The organism is Gordonia lacunae (assembly GCF_002149015.1).
In the GTDB taxonomy this organism is placed as follows: Bacteria; Actinomycetota; Actinomycetes; order Mycobacteriales; family Mycobacteriaceae; genus Gordonia; species Gordonia lacunae.
The window spans coordinates 49,597-70,782 of record NZ_NGFO01000030.1 but is presented as its reverse complement, the minus strand read 5'-3'; the positions used below and the strand labels follow the sequence as shown (position 1 = coordinate 70,782).

Annotated in this window: 21 protein-coding genes; 2 read left to right on the top strand and 19 right to left on the bottom strand. The window is 68.4% G+C overall.

Going from position 1 to position 21,186, the window contains the following annotated elements; all coding sequences use genetic code 11:
- Positions 1 to 61 precede the first annotated feature (61 nt).
- From CA982_RS21320 to CA982_RS21300, 4 genes are all read right to left on the bottom strand, one after another.
- Complete coding sequence (locus tag CA982_RS21320; protein WP_086537184.1) at positions 62 to 670, bottom strand: trimeric intracellular cation channel family protein; 609 nt, start codon at positions 668 to 670, stop codon at positions 62 to 64.
- Positions 671 to 788: 118 nt separating this feature from the next.
- Positions 789 to 962, bottom strand: a complete 174-nt coding sequence (gene rpmF, locus CA982_RS21315) for a 50S ribosomal protein L32 (protein ID WP_004020060.1) — start codon at positions 960 to 962, stop codon at positions 789 to 791.
- Positions 963 to 1,142: 180 nt separating this feature from the next.
- Positions 1,143 to 2,081, bottom strand: coding sequence for a DUF4190 domain-containing protein (locus tag CA982_RS26695; protein WP_244176417.1), 939 nt, complete (start codon positions 2,079 to 2,081; stop codon positions 1,143 to 1,145).
- Positions 2,082 to 2,291: 210 nt separating this feature from the next.
- Positions 2,292 to 3,056, bottom strand: coding sequence for a DUF4190 domain-containing protein (locus CA982_RS21300; RefSeq protein WP_086537182.1), 765 nt, complete (start codon positions 3,054 to 3,056; stop codon positions 2,292 to 2,294).
- 61 nt (positions 3,057 to 3,117) lie between these two features.
- Between CA982_RS21300 and CA982_RS21295 the strand changes: the two genes are divergently transcribed.
- Positions 3,118 to 4,053, top strand: a complete 936-nt coding sequence (locus CA982_RS21295) for an AEC family transporter (RefSeq protein ID WP_086537181.1) — start codon at positions 3,118 to 3,120, stop codon at positions 4,051 to 4,053.
- A gap of 4 nt (positions 4,054 to 4,057) precedes the next feature.
- Here the strand turns inward: CA982_RS21295 and CA982_RS21290 are convergent, their stop codons facing one another.
- A complete protein-coding gene (locus CA982_RS21290) occupies positions 4,058 to 4,696 on the bottom strand; it encodes a DUF1707 SHOCT-like domain-containing protein (protein WP_086537180.1) in 639 nt (212 codons plus the stop codon).
- A 192-nt stretch (positions 4,697 to 4,888) separates the two neighbouring features.
- On the opposite strand from CA982_RS21290, the gene CA982_RS21285 reads away from it, so the two are divergent.
- Positions 4,889 to 5,599, top strand: a complete 711-nt coding sequence (locus CA982_RS21285) for a hypothetical protein (RefSeq protein ID WP_086537179.1) — start codon at positions 4,889 to 4,891, stop codon at positions 5,597 to 5,599.
- A gap of 53 nt (positions 5,600 to 5,652) precedes the next feature.
- Here CA982_RS21285 and CA982_RS21280 read toward each other — a convergent pair whose 3' ends face one another.
- From CA982_RS21280 to CA982_RS21215, 14 genes are all read right to left on the bottom strand, one after another.
- Positions 5,653 to 7,656, bottom strand: a complete 2,004-nt coding sequence (locus CA982_RS21280) for a VWA domain-containing protein (protein WP_086537178.1) — start codon at positions 7,654 to 7,656, stop codon at positions 5,653 to 5,655.
- A gap of 148 nt (positions 7,657 to 7,804) precedes the next feature.
- On the bottom strand, positions 7,805 to 9,283 hold the full coding sequence (locus CA982_RS21275; protein WP_086537177.1) for a sigma 54-interacting transcriptional regulator: 1,479 nt from the start codon (positions 9,281 to 9,283) through the stop codon (positions 7,805 to 7,807).
- Positions 9,252 to 9,869 (bottom strand): DinB family protein, encoded by a 618-nt coding sequence (locus tag CA982_RS21270; RefSeq protein WP_086537176.1) that lies wholly within the window; start codon positions 9,867 to 9,869, stop codon positions 9,252 to 9,254. The genes CA982_RS21275 and CA982_RS21270 overlap by 32 nt, the downstream gene beginning before the upstream one ends.
- Before the next feature lie 2 nt (positions 9,870 to 9,871).
- The gene (locus tag CA982_RS21265) at positions 9,872 to 10,366 is read right to left on the bottom strand and encodes an SRPBCC domain-containing protein (RefSeq protein ID WP_086537175.1); all 495 of its coding nucleotides are present in this window, start codon (positions 10,364 to 10,366) and stop codon (positions 9,872 to 9,874) included.
- Positions 10,363 to 10,758, bottom strand: a complete 396-nt coding sequence (locus tag CA982_RS21260; RefSeq protein ID WP_086537174.1) for an ArsR/SmtB family transcription factor — start codon at positions 10,756 to 10,758, stop codon at positions 10,363 to 10,365. The genes CA982_RS21265 and CA982_RS21260 overlap by 4 nt, the downstream gene beginning before the upstream one ends.
- 187 nt (positions 10,759 to 10,945) lie before the next feature.
- Positions 10,946 to 11,851 (bottom strand): TauD/TfdA dioxygenase family protein, encoded by a 906-nt coding sequence (locus CA982_RS21255; RefSeq protein ID WP_086537173.1) that lies wholly within the window; start codon positions 11,849 to 11,851, stop codon positions 10,946 to 10,948.
- Between the two features lie 251 nt (positions 11,852 to 12,102).
- Positions 12,103 to 12,951 carry an ABC transporter ATP-binding protein gene (locus CA982_RS21250; RefSeq protein ID WP_086537172.1) on the bottom strand — a complete coding sequence of 283 codons (849 nt, stop codon included), beginning with the start codon at positions 12,949 to 12,951 and terminating at the stop codon, positions 12,103 to 12,105.
- Positions 12,932 to 14,005, bottom strand: a complete 1,074-nt coding sequence (locus tag CA982_RS21245) for a taurine ABC transporter substrate-binding protein (protein ID WP_144066087.1) — start codon at positions 14,003 to 14,005, stop codon at positions 12,932 to 12,934. Before CA982_RS21245 ends, CA982_RS21250 begins: the two co-directional genes overlap by 20 nt.
- Positions 14,006 to 14,010: 5 nt before the next feature.
- Complete coding sequence (locus tag CA982_RS21240) at positions 14,011 to 14,877, bottom strand: ABC transporter permease (protein ID WP_086537170.1); 867 nt, start codon at positions 14,875 to 14,877, stop codon at positions 14,011 to 14,013.
- A gap of 200 nt (positions 14,878 to 15,077) precedes the next feature.
- Positions 15,078 to 15,821, bottom strand: coding sequence for a sulfite exporter TauE/SafE family protein (locus tag CA982_RS21235; RefSeq protein ID WP_086537169.1), 744 nt, complete (start codon positions 15,819 to 15,821; stop codon positions 15,078 to 15,080).
- A complete protein-coding gene (gene purH, locus CA982_RS21230; RefSeq protein WP_086537168.1) occupies positions 15,808 to 17,382 on the bottom strand; it encodes a bifunctional phosphoribosylaminoimidazolecarboxamide formyltransferase/IMP cyclohydrolase in 1,575 nt (524 codons plus the stop codon). The genes CA982_RS21235 and purH overlap by 14 nt, the downstream gene beginning before the upstream one ends.
- Positions 17,379 to 18,002 carry a phosphoribosylglycinamide formyltransferase gene (gene purN, locus CA982_RS21225; RefSeq protein ID WP_086537167.1) on the bottom strand — a complete coding sequence of 208 codons (624 nt, stop codon included), beginning with the start codon at positions 18,000 to 18,002 and terminating at the stop codon, positions 17,379 to 17,381. The genes purH and purN overlap by 4 nt, the downstream gene beginning before the upstream one ends.
- A 99-nt stretch (positions 18,003 to 18,101) precedes the next feature.
- Complete coding sequence (locus CA982_RS21220) at positions 18,102 to 19,721, bottom strand: cell division protein PerM (RefSeq protein WP_086537191.1); 1,620 nt, start codon at positions 19,719 to 19,721, stop codon at positions 18,102 to 18,104.
- 194 nt (positions 19,722 to 19,915) lie between these two features.
- Positions 19,916 to 21,121 (bottom strand): DUF5336 domain-containing protein, encoded by a 1,206-nt coding sequence (locus CA982_RS21215; protein WP_086537166.1) that lies wholly within the window; start codon positions 21,119 to 21,121, stop codon positions 19,916 to 19,918.
- Between the last annotated feature and the right edge of the window lie 65 nt (positions 21,122 to 21,186).

The following is a 21,186-nucleotide window of genomic DNA, read 5'->3' as shown; positions in this document are numbered from 1 at the left end:
CCACAAAACCCACCGCGCTCGGACCCGATGGGTTCACGGAACAGGGGTGGGTGTGCGGCGGTCAGCGTCGTGCGGTCGGGAGCCGCAACGCGAACCGCAGGCTGACCAGCCGGAGTCCGGTCGCGAGAACCGATCCGACGACGAGCCAGATCCAGTGCGGCGCAGAGGTATAGGTGGCGCCGACCGCGACGATGGCGGCACCGAGAACCGCCGGAACGGCGTAGAGGTCCGACGGCTGGAGGAGGAGCGGGATCTCGTTGGAGATCACGTCGCGGAGCATCCCGCCACCGACCGCGGTGAGGAGACCGACGGTCGTCGCGGCGAAGGCGCTGGCTCCGACGTCGAGGGCGATGCTCGCGCCGGTCGCGGCGAAGAGTCCCATCCCGAAAGCGTCGAGCACCAGAATCGATCGGTGCAGCGCGGTGAAAGCGGGATGGAAGAAGAAGACGACGAGGCTGGCGACGGTCGCGGTGACGATCGGTCCCCACCCGTTGATCGATGCCGGCGGGGTGATCCCGAGGAGCACGTCACGCAAGACCCCACCGCCGACACCGGTGAGGACGCCGACGGTGATGATCCCCCACATGTCGAAGTCCTTGCGGACCCCGAGCATCGCTCCCGACGCCGCGAACACCGCGATACCCGCGAAGTTGAGCACGTCGAGTAGCACGAGATCACCTCTGGATCAGGGTCAGGGACGACAACCGGCACACGAATGACCGCCCCCGGTCGGACCGGAGGCGGTCATCGGTATGTCAGTGCGGTGCCGGAACGGCGACCGAACGAGGCTAGCGACGATCCAGGTCGATGAGGCCGGCGCGAGCCGCCTTGACCAGACGACGCGGAATCCGCACGGGGACGCCGTTCACCTTCTCTTCTTGCAGTGCGGGGTTTTCCGCCTTCCACTGCGAACGACGGCTACGGGTGTTCGCCCGCGACATCCGGCGCTTCGGTACAGCCATGGTTGAGCCCTTCTCCTACTGTGGTCTGCGTGGCCGCTGGTGACGCCTTGCATCACTGGATCGGCCCCATCGGTGCACCTCTCGACCCGACGCGGCCGCGGCACACAACCCGACCAGACTACCTGGCGAGCACGTCCAGCTCCAAAATGGCCCAGCCGGGGGCATCGGGGAGCCCACTTCTCAGAGGTAGCTCCACGGTGACTGCAGGTCGGTCAGTGCGATCACCAGCCAGTACGCGATCCACACGACGAGGATGAACGCGCCGATGATGATCGCGGTGAGCGCGACACCGTCCCCGGTCTGCCTGCCGCCCGACGCCGCGATCTGTTTACGGGCGACGATCCCGAGCACCAGTCCGATGATGCCGCCGATCCCGCTGCACAGGAGCCCCAGCAGCGAGGCCACGAGCGCGCCGATGGCCAGCTTGTTGGTCGACGAGCCGTCCGTGGCACCCCCAGGTGGTTCGGCTAAGTGGGACGCAACCGGATCCGGCTCGGCGGAGCGGCCGTCACCGGACGGGGTGAACGATTGCTCGTGCCGTACCGGCGCCGCCCCCGGCGGAACTCGGCCGTACCCCGTCGCGGGGCCGTAACCCGACCCGCCAGGGCCTGGCTGACCGCTACCCGCCGACGGACCGTAGCCCTGCTGCTGCCCGTGAGCCTGCTGCAGTCCGTAACCGGGCGGTGGTCCGTAGCCGGGCGGTGGTCCGTACGCCGGCGGCTGACCGAAGCCCTGCAGTGGCCCGTGGCCCTGCCGAGCAGGCGGCGCCTGACCCGGTGGCGGCCCGGACGGGGGCCGCGTCGAGATCACGCGCGTGGAGCCGTAGCCGGACGGCGGCGGCCCGCCCGATCCCGGGCCGCCGTCCCCCGGACCACCGTGCCCCGGACCGCCGGTGGCGGGCGGTGGTGAAACCGACTGCGCAGAAGGCGGATTCGAGACCCCATCGGTGCGGATGACGCGGGTGACACCGTCGGCCGGACTGTGCGACTCAGGGATCTCCGCGTCATCGGGCCCGGCCCCGGGTGTCGAGGTCACCGGGACCGAGTCCGGCGCGGCGTCGGGGACCGCCGCCTTCTGGGTCGGTTCCCACGGCGACGGGTCGGTCGCGGAGGTGTCCAAAGGTGGTCGTGATAACGAGGCCGGATCCGTAGGATCGCCGCCCCCGGTCGGAGTGGTCATCGGACGCCTTTCACGAGCTGCGCGCAGCGGGGACGCCGCGGGGAGATGCATGCACGCTCAACCAGCCGTGCCTTGTGCACAGCGTAGTGAGAAAGGGCTCCGAACTGGGGCGAAGTCGATGATCACGACCCCAATCGGTCCGATATTCGTTCAGTAGTAGTAGACGGAGTCCGTCGAATTACCTGCCGCGATGGCAACGATGATGATGGCGACCCACACCAGTGCACCGACGATGGCGAGCGCGCCGGTGATGATCCCGGCGAGAGCCATGCCCGACCCCGTCTGCGTGTCCCCGGCCTGCTCGACCTCGCGTCGGCTCATGACACCGAGGACCACCGCGGCGATGCCGACCGGGAACGAGATGAGGAAGCACGCGGCGAGCATCACCAGTCCGACGATGCCGGAGATCAACGCCCCGATCGCCTTGCCGTTGGTGCTCTTCTGCGGCGCCGGATATCCGTAACCGCCACCGTAGGGCGCTGCGCCGTAGGGATTCTGCGACCCGTAGGCGCTCCCGTAGGCCGGTGCCTGACCGGCTTGGTACGGATCGTTGTACTGGCCGTAGGACCCGCCCGGCGGTTGCGCGTAGGGATCCTGGCCCGGCGCCCCGTAACCCTGATTTCCTGCCGGCGACCCGTACGGACTCTGGCCGTACTGGTCCTGGCCGTAGGGGTTCTGGCCGGACGGGTTCTGTCCGTAGGGGTTCTGGCCGTATGGACTCTGACCGTAGGGGTCGGACGACGGGCCCGGCTGGTAGGTCTGGCCGTATTCGGTCGGCGCGTACTCCGGAGCGGCACCCTGACCCTGGTCACCCTTGCTGAGGTTGGGACCCGAGTTGCCCGGGGACCCCGAGCTCGGCACCGTACCCCAGTCGTCCTGGCCCTGGCCCGAGCCCTGTCCCGGTGGATAACTCACGCACAACCCCCATGTAGATCCGACACAATGTGTTCACCAGCCTAACGACTAGACTCGACCGGTGTCTGGCGTCATCTCCGGCTTCACGGTGATCTTCATTGTAGTCGGGGTGGGGTACGTCCTCGGGCGCACGCGGGTCATCGGCGACCATGCCCACGAAGTTTTGTCCCGCCTGGTGTTCTTCGTCTTCACCCCGGCGCTCCTGTTTCATTCGATGGTCACCTCCGACCTGTCGGTCGTCTTCTCCGCGACGCTCGTGATCGCCGGTGGCAGCGCATTCCTCATGGGCGTCGTCTACGTCGTGATCGCCCGACTCTGGCTCCGGCGCGCGGTTCCCGAACTGGTGATCGGCGGCCTCTCGGCGTCATACGTGAACAGCGTTAATCTCGGGCTGCCGATCGCCATCTTCGTCCTCGACGACGCGTCGTTCATCGCGCCGCTGCTGCTCTTCCAGATCCTCATCTACTCACCGGTGGCACTGCTCGCGCTTGATCTCACCGCGCTCGACCGCGATTCGGGACGATCGCTCCTGCGGGACTCCCTTGTTGCCCCGATCACGAATCCGATCGTCGTCGGCGGACTGGCCGGACTGGCGTTCTCGCTCATCGGGTGGACGCCGCCGGCCGCAGTCATGTCGCCGCTGAAGATGCTGGGCGATGCGTCGGTACCGGCGGCCCTGCTCGCGTTCGGCTTGTCGCTGACCGGTGTCGCGGTGTTCAAGAAGGGCCAGAGCCCGCGTCGCGACATCGCGCTGGCGAGTGTCCTGAAGATGGTCGTCATGCCGCTCACGGTGTACGCCGTCGCCCGGTGGGGCTTCGGACAGAAGGGCGAGGCCCTGTTCGCCCAGGTGGTCATCGCGGCATTGCCCACCGCACAGAACGTCCTGGTGTACGCCACCCGCTACCGGCGCGGGCAGATCCTCGCCCGCGACACGGCACTGATCACGACGCTCGCGTCGATACCGACCATCATGGTCATCGCGCTTCTGCTCGCTTGAGGCCTCACGCGTCCGGCTCGTCGCGGGGAACATACTTGACGTCGACGCCGCCCATCAGCGCCAGTCCGGTGACCCGCACGACCGGGGCGCCCGGCCGGGACGCCTTCCGCGATTTGCCGCTGAACCCCCCCATGACGCCGAGTCCCCCGATCTCGACGGTGACTCCGTCGGGCACCTTGATCTCGACCCCGCCCATGATCGCCACGCACTGCACTGTCAGCACCGGCGCGGTGAACTCCACCTCCCGCAGGTCGAGTTCGACCCCGCCCATGATGGCGGTGGCGGTGAGTTGATCAGCGACCACCGCCGTCCCCGACAACTCGCTCCCGGACATGATCGCCAGTCGATGGCGAACGGCCGCATCCGCGCTGCCACCCGTCACCCGGGGCCCGGGAGACAGACTGGCCGCGGGCATGGCGACTCCGAGCTGGGCCACCGGGAGATCGTCGGTCAGCACGTCGAGGTCACCGAAGGTCTTGGCGAGCACTGCTTTTCCGGCGCGCTCCTCGTACTCGGCAGGCGAGAGACTGCCGTGCGCCATGGCGGCGGAGAGGATCTCGTGGACCAGCTCGCGGTCCGCATCCGCGGCACGGAGCCGGGCTCGACGGTCGTCGGGAATCGGGAGTTCGCCGGGTTCGGTCACGTCTGCAGACCCTAGTGGGCCGAGTCCGCCTCGACCACCCTGATCTTTCCCGGAGTCGACCCCGAGTGCCGGTGGTCCGAGCTTCCCCACCCCACCGTTCTCCTGCCCGACTCGCCGACGAAAGGCCCCGCCGAGCGGCATAATTCATCAGGTCCGGGCGGGACGGCCGGCCGGCGTACATCGGAGGCGATGATGACCCACCCCTACGATCCGGGCCACCCGGGCGCCGGGCGGCCGGGACCGACCCCCTCGGGCCACCAATCGCCGTACGGCCAACCGAGTTCGCCGCAGCCGCCGTTCCCGGACGGCGGGTACGGACCGTCGGGAGGCTTCGGTCAACCCGGGTCCTACGGCGGATATCCACCCGCTGTCCCTCCCCCGCGCAAGGACCGCGCCGGGATGCGACGGTGGGGCAAGATCCTGACCCTTCTCGGCGTCGTGATCCTGGTCCTGTCGGTCGCGGTGGGGGTGATCCTCGCGGTCGCCGGTATCGGGAACGTGGTCGATCAGGCGGACAAGGCGTTCCAGGTCGATCCCACCGCCGAGCAGTACTACGACGCCGGCGACGAGTTCCAGTTGTTCAGCACCAGCGCATCGAACGACGTACCCGCCTGTGAGATCACCGGCCCCGCCGCGCTGGCGTCGGGGACGAACACGACGACCGAGTTCACCTTCAACGGCTCCGGGGTCGAGTCGTTCGACTCCTTCGAGGTCGTCGAATCCGGCACCTACTCGTTCCGGTGCGATTCGCCTGCCGTCGTCGCGTCGCTGGATGCGTCCGGCATCTTCAGCGGCGTCGGCGGCGTGCTGCTGGCGGTCTTCGGCGGTGGACTCGGTGGTCTGCTCGCGCTGGTGGGCATCGTGCTCTGGATCATCGCCGGCCGAAAGCCGTCGACGGCCTGACGGCCGCCCTCCCCCTGTCGGCGGTGGGCGGCGGCCGCACCGGCAGATCGAACTCAGCCGCGTCGACGTCCCTTCCGGGCCCGCAGGTAGTCACCGACCACGGCCGCGCCGAGACCGTCGACGTCCGGAGCCACCACCCGTCCGCCGATCCGGCGCGCGATCTGATCCATGAAGTGCGCCAGCCCGGGATCTTCACCGAGCCGGAAGAACGTGACCTGTGCGCCGATGCGTGCGACATGGTCGAGTTCGCGAACCGTCAGCGCGATGGTCTGCGGGTGCGGCGGATAGAAGAAGAACGGTTCTCCGCTGGGATCGAGATGCGCGGTCGGCTCACCGTCGGTGACCACCAGGACCACCGGCTGGGCATTCGGGAACCGCCGGAGGTGGCGCTGCGCGAGCAGCAGCGCGTGGTGCAGGTTGGTCCCCTGCTCCATGCGCGGCTGCAGACCGGTCAGCTCGGCGATGTCGATCGAGCGCGCGTACCTGCCGAAGGCGATGAGGTGTAGCTCGTCGCTGCGAAAACGGGTGGAGATCAGGTGATTCAGCGCGATCGCCGTGCGCTTCATCGGCGTCCACCGGCCCTCCATCTCCATCGAGAACGATGTGTCGACGAGGAGCACGACCGCCGCCTGGGTACGACTCTCGGTCTCCGAGACCTCGACGTCGCGGACATCGATCCGTACACCCGACCGCGCCATGTCCGAGGTCGCCAAAGACGGCTCGGTGGTCTCGGAGACCGTGCGCAGCACCGCATTCGAGACGGTCCGGGTGACATCCCAGGGATCGGTGTCGCCGAACTCCCACTCGCGCGAGGCGCCGGTCGGCTCACCCAGCAGCCCGGTCTGGCGGGTCTGGCGATCGCCCCGGCGGCCAGACAGCTGTTCGGCGATGTCACGGAAGATCGACTGCCCGAGCTGACGCATCGCCTTGGGGCTCAGACGCAGCTGCCCGTCGGCGGTGCGATCGAAGAACCCCTGTTCGGACAGCGCCTTCTCGAGCTCGGCGAGCATCCGGGCGTCGACTGCCGCATCCTCGCCGAGCTGCCGGGCGAGCGCATCGAGATCGATGTCGTCCATCTGCGCGCCCGCGTACTGCTGGGACAACTGTTCGGAGAGCGCCTCGAGTTCGGAGATGTCGCGCAGGGCGGCGGCACCCTCGCCCAGTCCCATCGGCTGTTCCCCGGAGAACGACTGCGCGTCGTCCCAGTCGAGACCGGGCCGGGCCGCGCGGAGTTGCGAATCCATCTGCGCCAGTTGATTCATCAGGTCCGGCGAGCCGAAAGCCTGCTGCGCCAGCTGATCGAGTTCGGCCCGCTGCTCGGGGGTCAGCGAATTGTAGAACTGCTGCGCCGCGGCCGACCGCTGGGCGAGGGAGTCGATCAGCTCCTCGGTGTTGCGCGGGTTCTCCGGGAAGAATTCGCCGTGTTTGTCCATGAACTCGTCGAAGGCCTCGGTGGTGTCTTCGCCCCGGTTGTGCGCCTCGAGGAGCTTGTTCAGGTCGCCGAGCATCTCCGAGATGCGTTGCCGGTCCTGCTCGTTCGCACCCTCGAGCGCTTCCTTCATGCCCGCGAAACGTTGATCGAGCAGTTCCCGGCCGAGCAGGTCCTTGATCTTGTCGTAGTCCTCGCGTGCCTGGGGACTGCGCCAGTTGTACTCCGACAGCTCCTCGACGGCTTGGGCGGTCGACGGCGGCAGACTCCCGATCTGCATCTCGGCGAACCGGGCGTCGTCGTCGAGGTCACGCGCGAGTTGCTTGCGTTCCTCGAGTACCGCGCGGTCGAGGAGTTCGCGGATCTCAGCGAAGGTGCCGTCGAGATTGCGCTTCTTCAGCAACTCCTGCCGGCGACGGTTGATCTGCTCGCGGAGCTTGTCGAGCCCCCGCATGTCCGGTGTCCCGCGGCGCAGCAGTTCCCGCAGGGCCCGCTGCGGCGACGCGCCGGCCATGACGTCCTCGCCGATCGTCTCCAGCGCCTCACGCAAATCGACCGGCGGCGCGAGCGGATCGGGGCCGCCGCTGTACCGCTGGTAGCGCGAACGATGGAAGCTCTTGCGCGCCATATGTTCTCCTCGTTTGTCGCGAATCCTTCGTGGCTCGTCGCTAACGCTCCTCGCACCTCAGGGAGCACAGGCGGTTCCTGCACTCTCGCTCTCGCAGCGAGCCCCTGCTCCCTGAGGTGCGAGCGAAGCGAGCCACGAAGGGTGCCGCTCAGCCGTAGATCGTCTGCCCGCTGTCGTCGGCCTCCTTGCCGATGCGGCGGGCGAGGAAGAGACCTTCGAGAGCGAGTTCGACGGCGCTGGCGCGCTCCCCTTCGGAGTCGGCCTCGAGGCGTTCGGCGATCTGGTCGAGAACGCCGGACGTGGCACCCGGCGACGGGATGGAACCCAGCAGGTCGGCGGCGCGCACCCGGTCGCCGGTGACCACCGGCTCGCCGTTCTCGAGGGCGTCGACGAGCGGGGCCATGTCGATGCCGCCGAGGTGGGCACGCACCGCGTCGGCGATGGACTTGCGCATCAGGTGCTCGAGGATCTCGAGTTCCCGGCCCTCTTCGCCGGACTCGAACTCGATCTTGCCGCGCAGCACCTCGATCACCGACTCCAGATCGACGACCCGCGCCACCGCCTGATCCTCGCCGGTCACCGTCGCTCGGTGAAGTGCCGCGGCGGCAACGGTTTCGGCACCGGCGATGGAGAAGCGGGCGGACACACCGGACCGCTGGTCGATGGACGGGTGGTCGCGGGCATACCGGGTGAACCGCGCCAGGATCTCGGTGATGAACGTCGGGACGCTGGCGGTGAGATCCGCCTCCTGCTCGATGACCGACACCTCGTCGTCGAGCTCGATCGGGTAGTGCGTGCGGATCTCGGCGCCGAAGCGGTCCTTCAGCGGGGTGATGATCCGGCCGCGGTTGGTGTAGTCCTCGGGATTGGCGCTCGCCATCACCAGGACGTCGAGCGGTAGGCGCAGCGTGTAGCCGCGGACCTGGATGTCGCGCTCCTCCATCACGTTGAGCATCGACACCTGGATCCGCTCGGCGAGGTCGGGCAGCTCGTTGATGGCGACGATGCCGCGGTGCGAGCGCGGGATGAGTCCGAAGTGGATGGTCTCCGGGTCGCCGAGGCTGCGGCCCTCGGCGACCTTCATCGGGTCGATGTCGCCGACGAGGTCGGCGACGGAGGTGTCCGGCGTGGCCAGCTTCTCGCTGTACCGCTGCGAACGGTGGCGCCACTCGATCGGCAGATCGTCGAGCAGGTTGGCCGCCTTCCGGATCGACCCCGGGGTGATGGGTTCGTAGGGGTGTTCACCGAGTTCGGACCCCGCGATGACCGGCGTCCACTCGTCCAGGAGTCCGACCAACGTGCGCAGGATGCGCGTCTTGCCCTGCCCGCGCTCGCCGAGCATGACGACGTCGTGTCCGGCGATGAGCGCCCGCTCGAGCTGCGGGATGACCGTGGCCTCGAAGCCCACGATGCCCGGCCAGGGGTCACGTCCCTCGCGGAGCGCGGACAGGAGATTGTTGCGGATCTCGTCGCGCACACTGCGTTGGACATGACCGCTGGCACGCAGTTCACCCAGGGTGCGGGGTGACGGATGCCGGGTTTCGGTCGACTGAGAGCCATGCGTGGTGAAGTTGTCCTCTGGCACCCCATCGAGGCTACTCCGCGTTGCCGAGCACGTGCTCGTCATCGCTCCTCGGCGCCGGCGTCCACCCCGGGTCCCGGCCGATGAACCCCATGAGGCGACTCACCGGGTCGGCATCGGCGTCCACCTCGACCTTCGGGCCGTACTGACCCGAGCTGCGGAGGATGTCGTCGATGGGCGCCATGCCTTCGAGCATCTGTACGGCGAAGCCGGGGTCGAGGTCGGGGGTCGCACCCTGGGATCGGGCCAGATCCCAGCTGTGCATGTACACGTCGGCCGTGTAGAACCGGTCGATCGCGTCGGCGAGGCGATGCTCACCGGCCATCGGGTGGCTGAACACCTCGTCGGCGGCCGGACTGTCCAGGAGCGCCTGGACCGAGGCGGCGTGCTGCGACCACGCCGCGACCGGGTCGTCGGCCACGGACGGCCCATCGGGCAGGGTCACCCCGCCCGCGGCGAGGAAACCGGTGAACCAGTCGACGAGGTGGGCGACGACGTCGCGCGCCACCCAGCCGTCCACCGGGGCGGGTGCTTCCCAGTCGCGGACCTCGGCGACGACCCCCGCGAAACCGGAGGCCACCTCCTGGTGCCGTGCGGACGCGTCGAGCCCGGACAGTGCGACGCCGGCCACGATCAGATCTCGTCCGCAGCGAGGATGCGGTCGAGGGCGGCGTAACCCTCGTTCACGCCGACCTCCATCCCGGAGGCCAGCCAGCCGTCGCGCGCTTCGAAACTGTCGCACAGGGATTGGGCGTGCAGCCGCGTCGAGCCGTCGCCCAGGTCCTCGAACCACAGGGTCTCCAGCGACACCGCGTCGGGCATGCCGAGGAAGGTGAACGTCTGCACGATCTTGTCCTCGCCCACGGTGTGGAAGCAGCCGCGGAATCCGAACTCCTGCCCCTCGTGGGTGGAGACATAGCTCCAGCTGCCGCCGTCGCGGACGTCCCAGTCGATGATCCGGCTGCTGATCGCGTCCGGTCCGACCCACCGGACGAAGAGTTCGGGATCGATGTGGGCCTTCATCAGTTGCGCGGGCGTCCCGCGGAAGTCGCGGGTGATCCGGATCAGCGGCACCTCCCTGTCGGCTTCGATGGCGGCCTCGGGATAACGGGTCTGAGTTGCGGTCATGACACCTTTCCTTCCTGGTGGAGTTTGGGATCGACCCCGGGGTCCGATGTCGTCGGGTGCTGGGCCTCGGGGCCGTCGTTCATCTCGGCGAGCAGTGCGTCGAGGCGCTGGTAGCGCTCCTCCGCCCGCTTCCGATACCGCTCGATCCACTTGGTCATGAGGTCGAACACCTCGGCTTCCAGATGGACCGGGCGGGTTTGGGCCTCCCGGGTTCGGGTCACCAGGCCGGCATCCTCGAGCACTTTCAGGTGCTTCGAGACGGCCTGGATGCTGACGTCGTACGGCTCGGCGAGTTGACTGACCGTCGCATCGGAGCCCGCCAGCCGCGCAACCATGTCGCGCCGCGTCGGGTCCGCGAGTGCGGCGAACACCTTCGACAACTCGTCTGCCATCCGACCTCCTCAACCGTTTGGTTGAATACGATGGTGCGCCCCGCCGGGGCCATTGTCAACCCCTCGGTTGAACACGCTGATCCGGCGCGGCCCCCGGACGACGCACCGGCCGGACATACGAGAACTCCCACCGCCGGCCGGGTGGGCCGAGGGTGGGAGTTCGGGGTCGTCGGAGAGCGTCCGCGGGTCAGGCCGGCCCGATGGGCGCCTCACCGCGCAGGGTGATCCGGTGCATCACACGGCGGGCATCGCCGTAGTCGCGGTTCGCGTAGTGCAGCGTGTTCCGGTTGTCCCACAACACCAGGTCGCCCAGACGCCAGCGGTGCCGGACGATGTGCTCGGGCTTGGTGAGGTGCGCGTAGAGCAGATCCAGGATGCCGCGGCTCTCCGCGTCGGAGACGCCGTCGATGTGCGAGGTGAATCCGGGATTGACGAACAACGACTTACGCCCGGTCTCCGGATGGATACGCACCACCGGGTGGGTGACCGGCACCAGCTCGGTGACCTCTTCGCCGTCCCAGGTGTTGCCACGGCCGTTGCGTCGCTGCTTGAGGTAGTAACCGAATTCACGGTTGCCGTCGTGCACCGCGCTGAGTCCGTCGATCATCCGGCGGATCGGCTCCGACAGCGAGTTGTACGCGAGTTCGGCATCCGCCCAGTTGGTGTCGCCACCATTGCGCGGCAGCACCACCGGGCGCAGGATCGAACCCATCGGCGGCCGGGGCATGAAGGTGACGTCGGTGTGCCAGACATCGGCGAACCCGTTGTCGGCGCTGTCGAGTGAGTAGACCTCACCGGGGACGTCGCCGCTGTTCCACACCGGGTGCCCGAAGGTCAGGTCGCCCAGCCGGTTTCCGAACCGGATGTGCGCCGCGTCGTCGAGATGCTGATCGCGCAGGACGATGACCTTGTAGTCGATCAGCGCCCGGCGCAGTGCGGACACCTGCGCGTCGGTGGCGGATGCGACGTCGACGCCGCGGATCTCGGCACCGAAACTCGGCCCGAACTCGTCGATGTCGAATTCGACTCCGCCGGATATGGTTCCGGTGTCAGGACGATGAGCGGTGCCGACGGGGTGAGCGGTGGTTGTCATGAGGCTTGTTCTCCAGGTCGAAGCAGGCGGGGATCGGAGCGGGGTGCGCCGGTGGCGAGCCGTGATGCGATCCGTCCGCCCAGTTCATCGAGTGGAGAGCGCCCGGCGCGCCGCTCATCGTCCACGGCACGCTCGCAGAGCGACCGGGACTCGGGGCGGGAGACGCGGGAACGGTGGACACCTCTACTGTCTAACCGCCCACCGCGTCACCGGACAGGGTTAATCCCACGCTGAGGAAAAGACCCGTTCGCTCATGCCACCGCGGCTTCCTTGACCGCGGCGCCGATCTCGGCGCGCAATGCCGCGTACTCGGGTGAACCGCGCAGCTCCTCGGGTTCGACGCCGGTGCGCGGCAACGTCGAGGAGAGATCGAGCGCTACACGTCCCGGACGCTTGGTGAGCACGATGATCCGGCTGCCCAGGAATGCTGCCTCGTCGGCGCTGTGCGTGACGAAGACGTTGGTGCGTCCGTTGTCCGAACTCACCGCGCGTACATCCTCCTGCAGCCGTTCGCGCGTCAACGCGTCCAGCGCCGCGAACGGCTCGTCGAGCAACAGCAGGGAGGTCTCGGCCGCCAGCGCACGGGCGATCGCCACGCGCTGCTGCTGCCCGCCGGAGATCTCCCAGATGCGCCGGTGGGCGGTGTCGTCCAACCCGACCCGTTCGAGCAGTTCGTTCCGTCGTGCCGCCCGTTCGGATTTCGGGACCTTCGCATACTTGAGTGCGAGATCGACGTTGCCGCCCACCGTCTTCCACGGGAACAGTCGCGGTTGTTGGAAGACCACGCCGGAGGTCACCCCGGGCACCGGAGCACCGCCCGACACCTCCACGTCGCCCACGGTCGCGGGCTCGAACCCGGCGATGAGTCGCAGGAGCGTGGACTTGCCACACCCGGATGCACCCACCAGGACCAGGAACTCCCCCGGCGGAACATCGAGATCGACCGGACCGACCGCGGTCACCGCGTCCGCACCCGTCCCGTACCTCTGGGACACGTTGTGCAGCCGGATCGCGCCGCGCTGTCCCGCGGGTCGACCCGCGGTCGTCGCAGCGGCGCGGTCCGCCGCACCCGTCAGCGGGCTACTGCTGTTCGAGGACACCCGGCAATCCCTCTGTGTAGATGGCCTGTCGGAAGGTCTCGATCGGCGGGGCCGCGGGGATCTGCTGCTGCTCGGCGAGGAACACCGCTGCGCTGTGCAGGTTCTCGGAGAGATTGCCCGGATTTCCCTGCGTGCCGAGCCACGTCGGACTCGTCAGCTCCGCGACCGTGAGGTAGGTGCCCTGCTTCAACTGGTTGGCCGCATCCTCCGGGGTCGTGCCCAGCTGTGCGGCGATGGCGTCGGCCGCGGCCTGCGGGTCGTCCTTGATGAGGGTGAGCGCCCGGGCCTGCACCTGACGCCAGGTGTTCACGGCCTCCGGGTTCGCCGTGGCGAAGTCACTGGAGACCACCCCGAGGTCGAGCGTGGGCTTGCCCGCGGTTGCCAACTGTCGACTGGCGATGAGCGTCTTTCCGTCCTTACGCAATTCGTCGAGGGTGGGCAGCCAGGTGTAGACCGCGTCGATGTCACCGCGCTGCCAGGCGGCCAGCGAGGCCTGCGGCTGCAGGTCGATCAGGTCCACGTCTTTCGGGTTCACACCGGCCTGGTCGAGCGCGGCGAGCAGGCTGTAGTGGGCGGTGGACGCGAACGCGGTGGCCACCCGCTTGCCCTTGAGGTCGGCGACGGTGTTGATCCCGGTGCCGTTGCGCGCGACGAGCGCCTCGTTGTCGCCCGCGACGTCGAGGACGAAGGCCACCTGGTACGGGATGTTCAGCGGCGCGGACAGACCGCGGGCGACCGGGCTGGAGCCGATGGCGGCGAAGTCGACCTCTTTGGCGACGAATGCGGTGTTGATGTCGGCACCGGAGTCGAACTTGGTCCACTTGATGTTGTAGTCCGGCAGCGCTTCTTCGAGCCACCCGTTGTTCTTGACGATCAGGTCGCCGCTCGGGAACGACTGGTAGGCGAGCCGGATCGTCGGCTTGCTGTCGTCTCCGGAGTTGTCGACCGAGCACCCGGCGAGTAACAGCGTCATCGCGGCGATCACCCCGAGCGCCGCACCGAACCGCGAGCGACGCAACCGGCTCGTGCCGGTCCCCCTGCGTGTGATTCTCATGTCCCTCAGACCTTTCCGCGCCACGGCACCACTCGGTGCTCGATTGTTCGAAGGAGCCCGTCGATGATCAGTCCGGACAGACCGATGGCGATGATGCCGACCAGGACGACGGGTGTGTTGTTGTAGTTGCTGGCGTCCTTGACCACGCCACCGATTCCGGGGATGCCGTTGAACAGCTCTGCCGCGACCACGGAGGAATACGCGATGCCGACCGAAAGCCGCACGCCGGTGAAGGTCTCGGGCAGCGCCGACGGGACGACGACGTCGCGGATCACCTCGGATCGCGATGCTCCGAGCGCGCGTGCCGCCTCGATCAGACCGACCGGCGCGGCACTGACGGCGGCCGTGGTGGCCACGGCGGCCGGCGGTAGCGCGGCGAGTGCCAACAGGGTGATCTTGGGAGCTTCGTCGATGCCGAGCCAGATGACCAGCAGGAAGAAGTAGGCCAGGGGCGGCAGTGCGCGCAGGAATGTGAGCCAGGGTTCGAGGAGGCGTCGGAGCCACCCCACGGTGCCCATCGCCAAACCCAGCAGCACACCGAGGATCACGCCGATCGCCACGCCCGCGAAGACCCGGCGCAGCGTCATGTACAGGTGTTCCCACCAGTAGTAGTCGGCGTAACCGCGGATTCCGTTGTGCGTGGTGGACATGTCGACGAAGGCCTGCCACACAGTGCCGAGACGCGGCACGAAGGTCTCACTCCAGATCCCGCTGACGGCGACGAGCTGCCACACGGCGGCGAACACCACCACCGACAGCAACGGGAGTCCCACCCGGGTCAGCACTGATCGCGCGCGAGACGAACCGCCGGGAGACGTGCACTCCGCCCCACCACCCGATTCTTCCGGGGTGATGTCCACAAACAAGGTCACCGTGCATGTCTAGACATCGCGAACCCCCGCGACCAGAGTTTTCCTCGTCGAGAGGAAAACTCCCGCCGAATGCATACGAATCCGCCGCGATGTGCTTCTGGCGTGCGGTTTCGCCGGTCGCGTCCTGTTCGTGGGTCTTCAGCGCGCAGATGTAGTGTGTCGTTGCTCTGGGCGCAACGATGTGCTGCATCTGGCGCGGATCAGCTGACGGCCAGCCACACCGCGAGCCCGAGGCCGCAGATCCCGACGACGATCCGGAGCGGGCCGGGCGGGAGGCGTTTCACCACGGGTGGCCCGCACCATCCACCGGCCAGGCAGCCCACGGCCATGGCGAGCGCTGCCCACCACTCGACGGGCCCCCAGATCATGAAACCGACGGCGGCGACCGTGTTGGCGATACCCAGGAACAGTGACTTGGACAGCGCTGCGCGCCACAGTGGTTCGCTGGTCACGACGAGCATGAGGGCGAGGATCATGATGCCGGCCCCCGCGCCGAAGTAGCCGCCGTACACCGAGATCAGCGTCAGCCCCAGAATGAACACCCAGGGACGCTCGACGTGTGAGGTCGCCCAGCGACGCAGGACGGGTTGTACCAGTAGCGCGACCGCGGCGATCGCCACGAGAAACGGCACGACGGCCTCGAACGCCTCGGCCGGCGTCGACAGCAGCAGCACCGCACCGACCGTGCCGCCGATCAGCGAGGCGACCGCACCGATGACCAGACGTCTCCGGTCACCGTCGAGGAGGGAGCGTCCCGACTGTGCCGTGCTCCCGACCCCGACGGCGACCAGCGCGACCGTGTTCGTGACGTTGGCCGCGATCGGACTGAGCCCGACCGCGAGCAGCGCAGGATAGCTGACGATCGAGGCCAGCCCGGTGATGTAGCCGATCAGGCCGGCGCCGAACCCGGCGACGACCAGTAGAGCGAGCTCAGTGAGCGAAATGACGTGCCCCGGTGAGGTAGAGCGTCACGCCCGCCTCGTCGGCCGCCTCGATCACCTCGTTGTCGCGAATTGACCCACCGGGCTGCACAACGGCTTTCACCCCGGCCGACAAAAGCACCTGCAGTCCGTCCGGGAAGGGGAAGAACGCATCCGACGCCCCGACGCTGCCCGCAGCTCGGTCACCGGCGCGCTGCACGGCCAGATGTGCGGAGTCGACGCGGTTGACCTGCCCCATGCCGACGCCGACCGACGCGCCGTCGGAGGCCAGCAGAATGGCGTTGGACTTGACCGAACGACATGCCCGCCAGGCGAACTCGAGGTCGGCGAGAGTCTGGTTGTCGGCCGGGGGTCCGGCCACGAGGTTCCAGTTGGCCGGGTTGTCGCCATCGGCGTCGAGGACGTCGCGCTGCTGCATCAGCAATCCACCCGACACCGGCTTGGTCTCGATGCCGGTCGCCGTCGGCGGGGTGGCCACCAGGACACGGATGTTCTTCTTGCGGGTCAGGACGGAGAGCGCCCCGTCGGCGAAACCGGGTGCGACGATGACTTCGGTGAAGATCTCCGCGACCTGCTCGGCCATCTCCACCGTGATCTCGCGATTGGCCGCGATGACACCGCCGTAGGCGCTGATCGGATCGCAGGCATGTGCCTTGCGATGTGCCTCCGCGATGTCGGCACCGATGGCGATCCCACACGGGTTGGCGTGCTTGATGATCGCGACCGCCGGGGCGTCGAAGTCGTACGCGGCGCGCCACGCGGCGTCGGCGTCGGTGTAGTTGTTGTAGCTCATCTCCTTGCCATGGAGCTGCTCGGCGGTCGCGACCCCGCCGGCGCCGGCGTTCCCGACGTAGAGTGCGGCCGCCTGGTGCGGGTTCTCGCCGTAGCGCAACACCGCGGAGCGGGTCCAGGTCGCCCCGGCCCACGCCGGGAACTGCGAGTCATCTTCGGGCGCAACCACGCTCGACATCCACGAGGCGACCGCGACGTCGTAGTCGGCGGTGTGCCGGAACGCCTTCGCCGCGAGTTTCTTGCGGTCGGCGAGGGAGAAGCCCTCCGCGGCGACGGCCTCGGTGACCCGCGCATAGTCCTCGGGATCGACCACGACGGCGACCGACGGATGGTTCTTGGCGGCCCCGCGCACCATCGACGGACCGCCGATGTCGATCTGCTCGATGCACTCGTCCGGCGTCGCGCCGGAGGCCACCGTCGCGGTGAACGGATACAGATTGACGACGACGAGATCGAATGCGGCGACACCCAATTCGTCGAGCTGCGCGACGTGGTCGGACTTCCGGGTGTCGGCGAGGATGCCCGCGTGGACCTTCGGGTGCAAGGTCTTGACGCGGCCGTCGAGACATTCGGGGAAACCGGTCAGCGTCGACACCTCGACCACCGGGACGCCCGCGCCGGCGATGGTCTTCGCGGTCGATCCGGTGGACACGATCTCCACCCCGGCAGCGTGGAGAGCCGTCGCGAGATCGGTGAGTCCGCTCTTGTCGTAGACACTCACCAGTGCGCGCCGAATCGGTCGGCGAGAACTGTCAGGGCTGTGTGCGTTCACGGGATGCGGGCCTTTCGTCCATCGATGACTACTCCTCTGGTGACCAGTGCGGTCACCACGTCGGCGAGCAACACGCGCTCGACCGTCTTGATGCGCTCGTGCAGGGTGTCGGCGGTGTCGTCGTCGTCGACGGTGACCACCTGCTGGGCGAGGATCGGGCCGGTGTCCACGCCCTCGTCGACCAGGTGGACCGTCGCGCCGGTGACCTTGACGCCGTAGTCGAGTGCCTCGGCGACACCGTGGGCGCCCGGGAAGGCGGGCAGCAGCGCCGGGTGACTGTTGACGACGCGTCCACCGAACCGTCCGAGAAAGGCCGGGCCGAGGATCTTCATGAATCCGGCGGTCACCACCCACTCCGGCCCGATCGCGGCAACCTGCTCGGTGAGCGCACGGTCCCACGTCGAACGGTCGGCGTGGTCGGCGACACGGCAGGTGATCAGCGGGATGTCGTTGCGCTGCGCGACCTCTTGCGCGCGGCACACGCGGTCGACCACGATCGCCGCGACCCGGAACGGGGAATCCTCGGCGCCGCCACGCGCGATCAGCGACTCCAGCAACGAACCGGTGCCCGACGCCATCACCACCAGCGGGGTGCGGCCGGGTGCCGTCGGGGATGTCACGTCGTCGAGACTAATCGCCGCACGTTGGGCCATCCGAGCCGGGTGCGACGCCGTCGGGACGCCGGCGCACCGGCGGACGCTTGGCCAGCGGGGTTCGTCTCAGCGTTGTCGGGACGTGCCGTGCGGACCGGGATAGAGGTCGTAATCCGCATCGTCGGCGAGATCTGTCTCGTCGAGATCGTCGTCGTACACACGGTTCACCGCCGGTTCGGAACCGGACGGGGAGTCGACGACCGCGGACCCGTCGTCGGGCGATTCGGCGTCGTCGAGAGTCTCGTCCTCGTCGTACTCACCATCGCCGTACTCGCCATCGCCGTACTCACCATCGTCGTACTCACCATCGTCGTACTCCGAGGCCTCGTACTCGCCGTCGTCGAACTCGGAGTACTCGGTGTATTCACCGTCCTCGTCCAGATCGGTGACGATGACGTATTCGTCCTCGTAGCCGAGGTCGAGCGGATCCTCGAAGTACTCGTCGCCGACGGCGAGGCGGGCTGCCCGGGTCGACGGCAGGAAGGCATATACGAGAACGATCAGCAGGCCGACGACCGCGATCCAGCCCAGCGTGAAGACCCCGGCCGCCGACACGGTGACGGCGACGTCGCCGAACTCCCCGAGCGTGCCGCCCGCCGCGACGGTCAGAATGGCGACCGCCGAGGCCGCCACCGCCGCGGCGACACCCACTGAACGCACGTGCGCCATCGGATCGAGATCGCGGCATCGCCAGCCGACGAAGGCGGCGACGCCGGCGGGCACGAGCAGACCGACGAACCCCCAGGCTCCGGCACCCGGCCCGTCGGGCAGCACCGCGAGCACCGGGACAGGCGGCACGGCGCCCCCGCGGACCGTGAACAGATCGACGGTCATCGCGCCGAGCTGGACGTCGGAACCCACGAGCACCGCCATCGCGGCGACCATCACGTTCGGGAGATACAGCACCGAGAGCAGGCTCAGTCCCAGGAATCCGTCGAAGTCGTAACCGGTCTCGATCAGCTCACCGATCTGCCCGTGCCGCATCAGCATGCGCAGGCACACGAGCACGGCGCCGGCGACGAGCAGCATCAGTGCCGCGACCAGTCCGTATCGGAAGCCTCGACGATCGGCGTGGGACACGCGCCCACGAACCGCGAAGTCCCGGCGTCGACTCCATGCGACCCCGGCAAGGGCGGCGCCACCCTGCACACCCAGCGTGTACAGGAACGCGAGCAGCGCACTGGGCGCCTGGACAGGCAGGACCGATCCACCATCCATCACCACCGCCAGCGACATCGCGGTGATGAGCACCGGGCCGATGACCGCCGAGAAGACGACGGCACCCAGGTCGAACAGATCGTGCCGATCGCGGTCGGCCGAGGTGGTGCCGTTCGCGACTGCCCGCGCCGTCAGCCGGGCCGTTCCGGCGGCGACGATCAGGGTCGGCAACAGCGGCAGCACCCCGACGGTGACCCCGCTGATCGTCACCGGCACCTGGTGGATGGCCAACCAGCCCGAGGCGATCGCGCTCGGGAGTCCGGTCAGGCCGCTGCCGGCCAGGAGCAGCACCGCGAGCATGACGACGATCAGGGTCACCAGAGCGATGGCGGGAACGGTGAACGCCACCACCGCGAGCTGGCGGGCCGAACCCTCGGCGGCCGTGCGCTGGGCACGACGCGATCGCCGCAGGTTACGAAGCTGCGACGCCAGATTGTCCGTGGTCGGGTCCGGCTTGAGGGAAGGCATCGTCATGAGCCTGACACGGTCCCGGCCGACGCCGTCGTAGACGCGCCGAGCGCGCTGCGAAAGGGAGGCAGCTCACCGAGGGCCTCGACTCGGCTCGACCAGCGGTGGCCGGCTCGAGCAGTGGGCCGACTCGGCCGGCGGACAACACAGTGCCCCGCCGACCGATGGTCGACGGGGCACCGAGTGGGGAGGTGTCAGTTGCCACTGCCGGTGGGCGGCTCCGGCTTCTGGAAGACCGTGGTGGAGTGGTCTCCGGCCGGGGTGTCGGTGCCTGAGGCACCGGGCGTGGCCGGGGATGCACCCGAGGCGCCGGACCCGTACTGGCCGGGGCGGTAGTCGCCGTAGCCCGACTCGCCGTGTCCGCTTGCCGAACCGGCCGCCGAGGCCGACGAGTCGCTGGCTCCGCCGGAGTATCCGCTCTGGCCGGTCGCGGACGCGCCCGACGACTGCGAGTAGGCCGACGGGTCGTAGTTCGCCGAGGCCTGCTGGCCGTACTGTGCCTGTGCGCTCCCGGTGCCGTAGGCAGTGGTCTGCGCGTCGCCGTATCCGCTCGTCTGCTGATGCGCGCCGGCGTCGGACTGCGTCGCGGCGGATGACCCGGGGGTCACGGCTGCGGTGGCGTCGCCCACCGCGGGCGCCACCTTGATGACGCCGGCATCGGTGAGCAGCCACACGACGGCGAGGACCGCGGACAAGAGGGTGAAGATGAGCAGGACGATCGCCCCGGCACCGTTGTCGTCGATGTTGAGGAACTGGAACAGCGTGATCAGGAACGAGGTGATCGCCAGTGACGCCACGATCGGGGCCGCCGGCACCTTGATGCCGGGGATCAGCGAGATGAGCGCCAGGATGCCGGCAACGCTGATCAGCGTGTACGGAGCGTTGTACTGCGTCTGAAACAGCTTGAGTGCGAAGTCATAGGTCTCGGCGGCGGACAGGAATCCGCTGAAGAGCACGATGAGGCCGAAGGCGCCGATCGCGGCGGCGAGAAGCACCGGGGTGATGGCCGGAAGTCCCTGGCTCGGCTGCTTGGCCGGCTGCGGGGAATACCCGTACTGGCCGTAACCCTGCTGGCCCTGCTGGCCGTATCCGGGTTGGCCGTAGCCCTGCTGGCCCTGTTGTCCATAGCCCGGTCCGGTGCTCTGACCGTAGCCGGGCTGTCCCTGGCCGTAGGACTGCGCGGCCTGGCCGTACTGCTGTCCGTAACCCTGCTGGCCCCCGTACTCCTGGCCCCCGTATTGCTGCGCCTGGCCGTACTGGTCGGAACCGGGCGCGGGGCTTGCCTGCGGACCCGTGTTGTGGGCGCCGGATTGCGGGTATCCGGACTGGTTGCCGTACTGGCCGTAGGACTGTCCGGACTCGGGCTGCTGTTGCCCGTAGCCGCCGGGTGGGTAGGTCATCACGATCTCCTGGTCGGGTCGGGTCGGTCGGTCAGGATCAACGGGTCGCGTCGAGGTGACGGCGT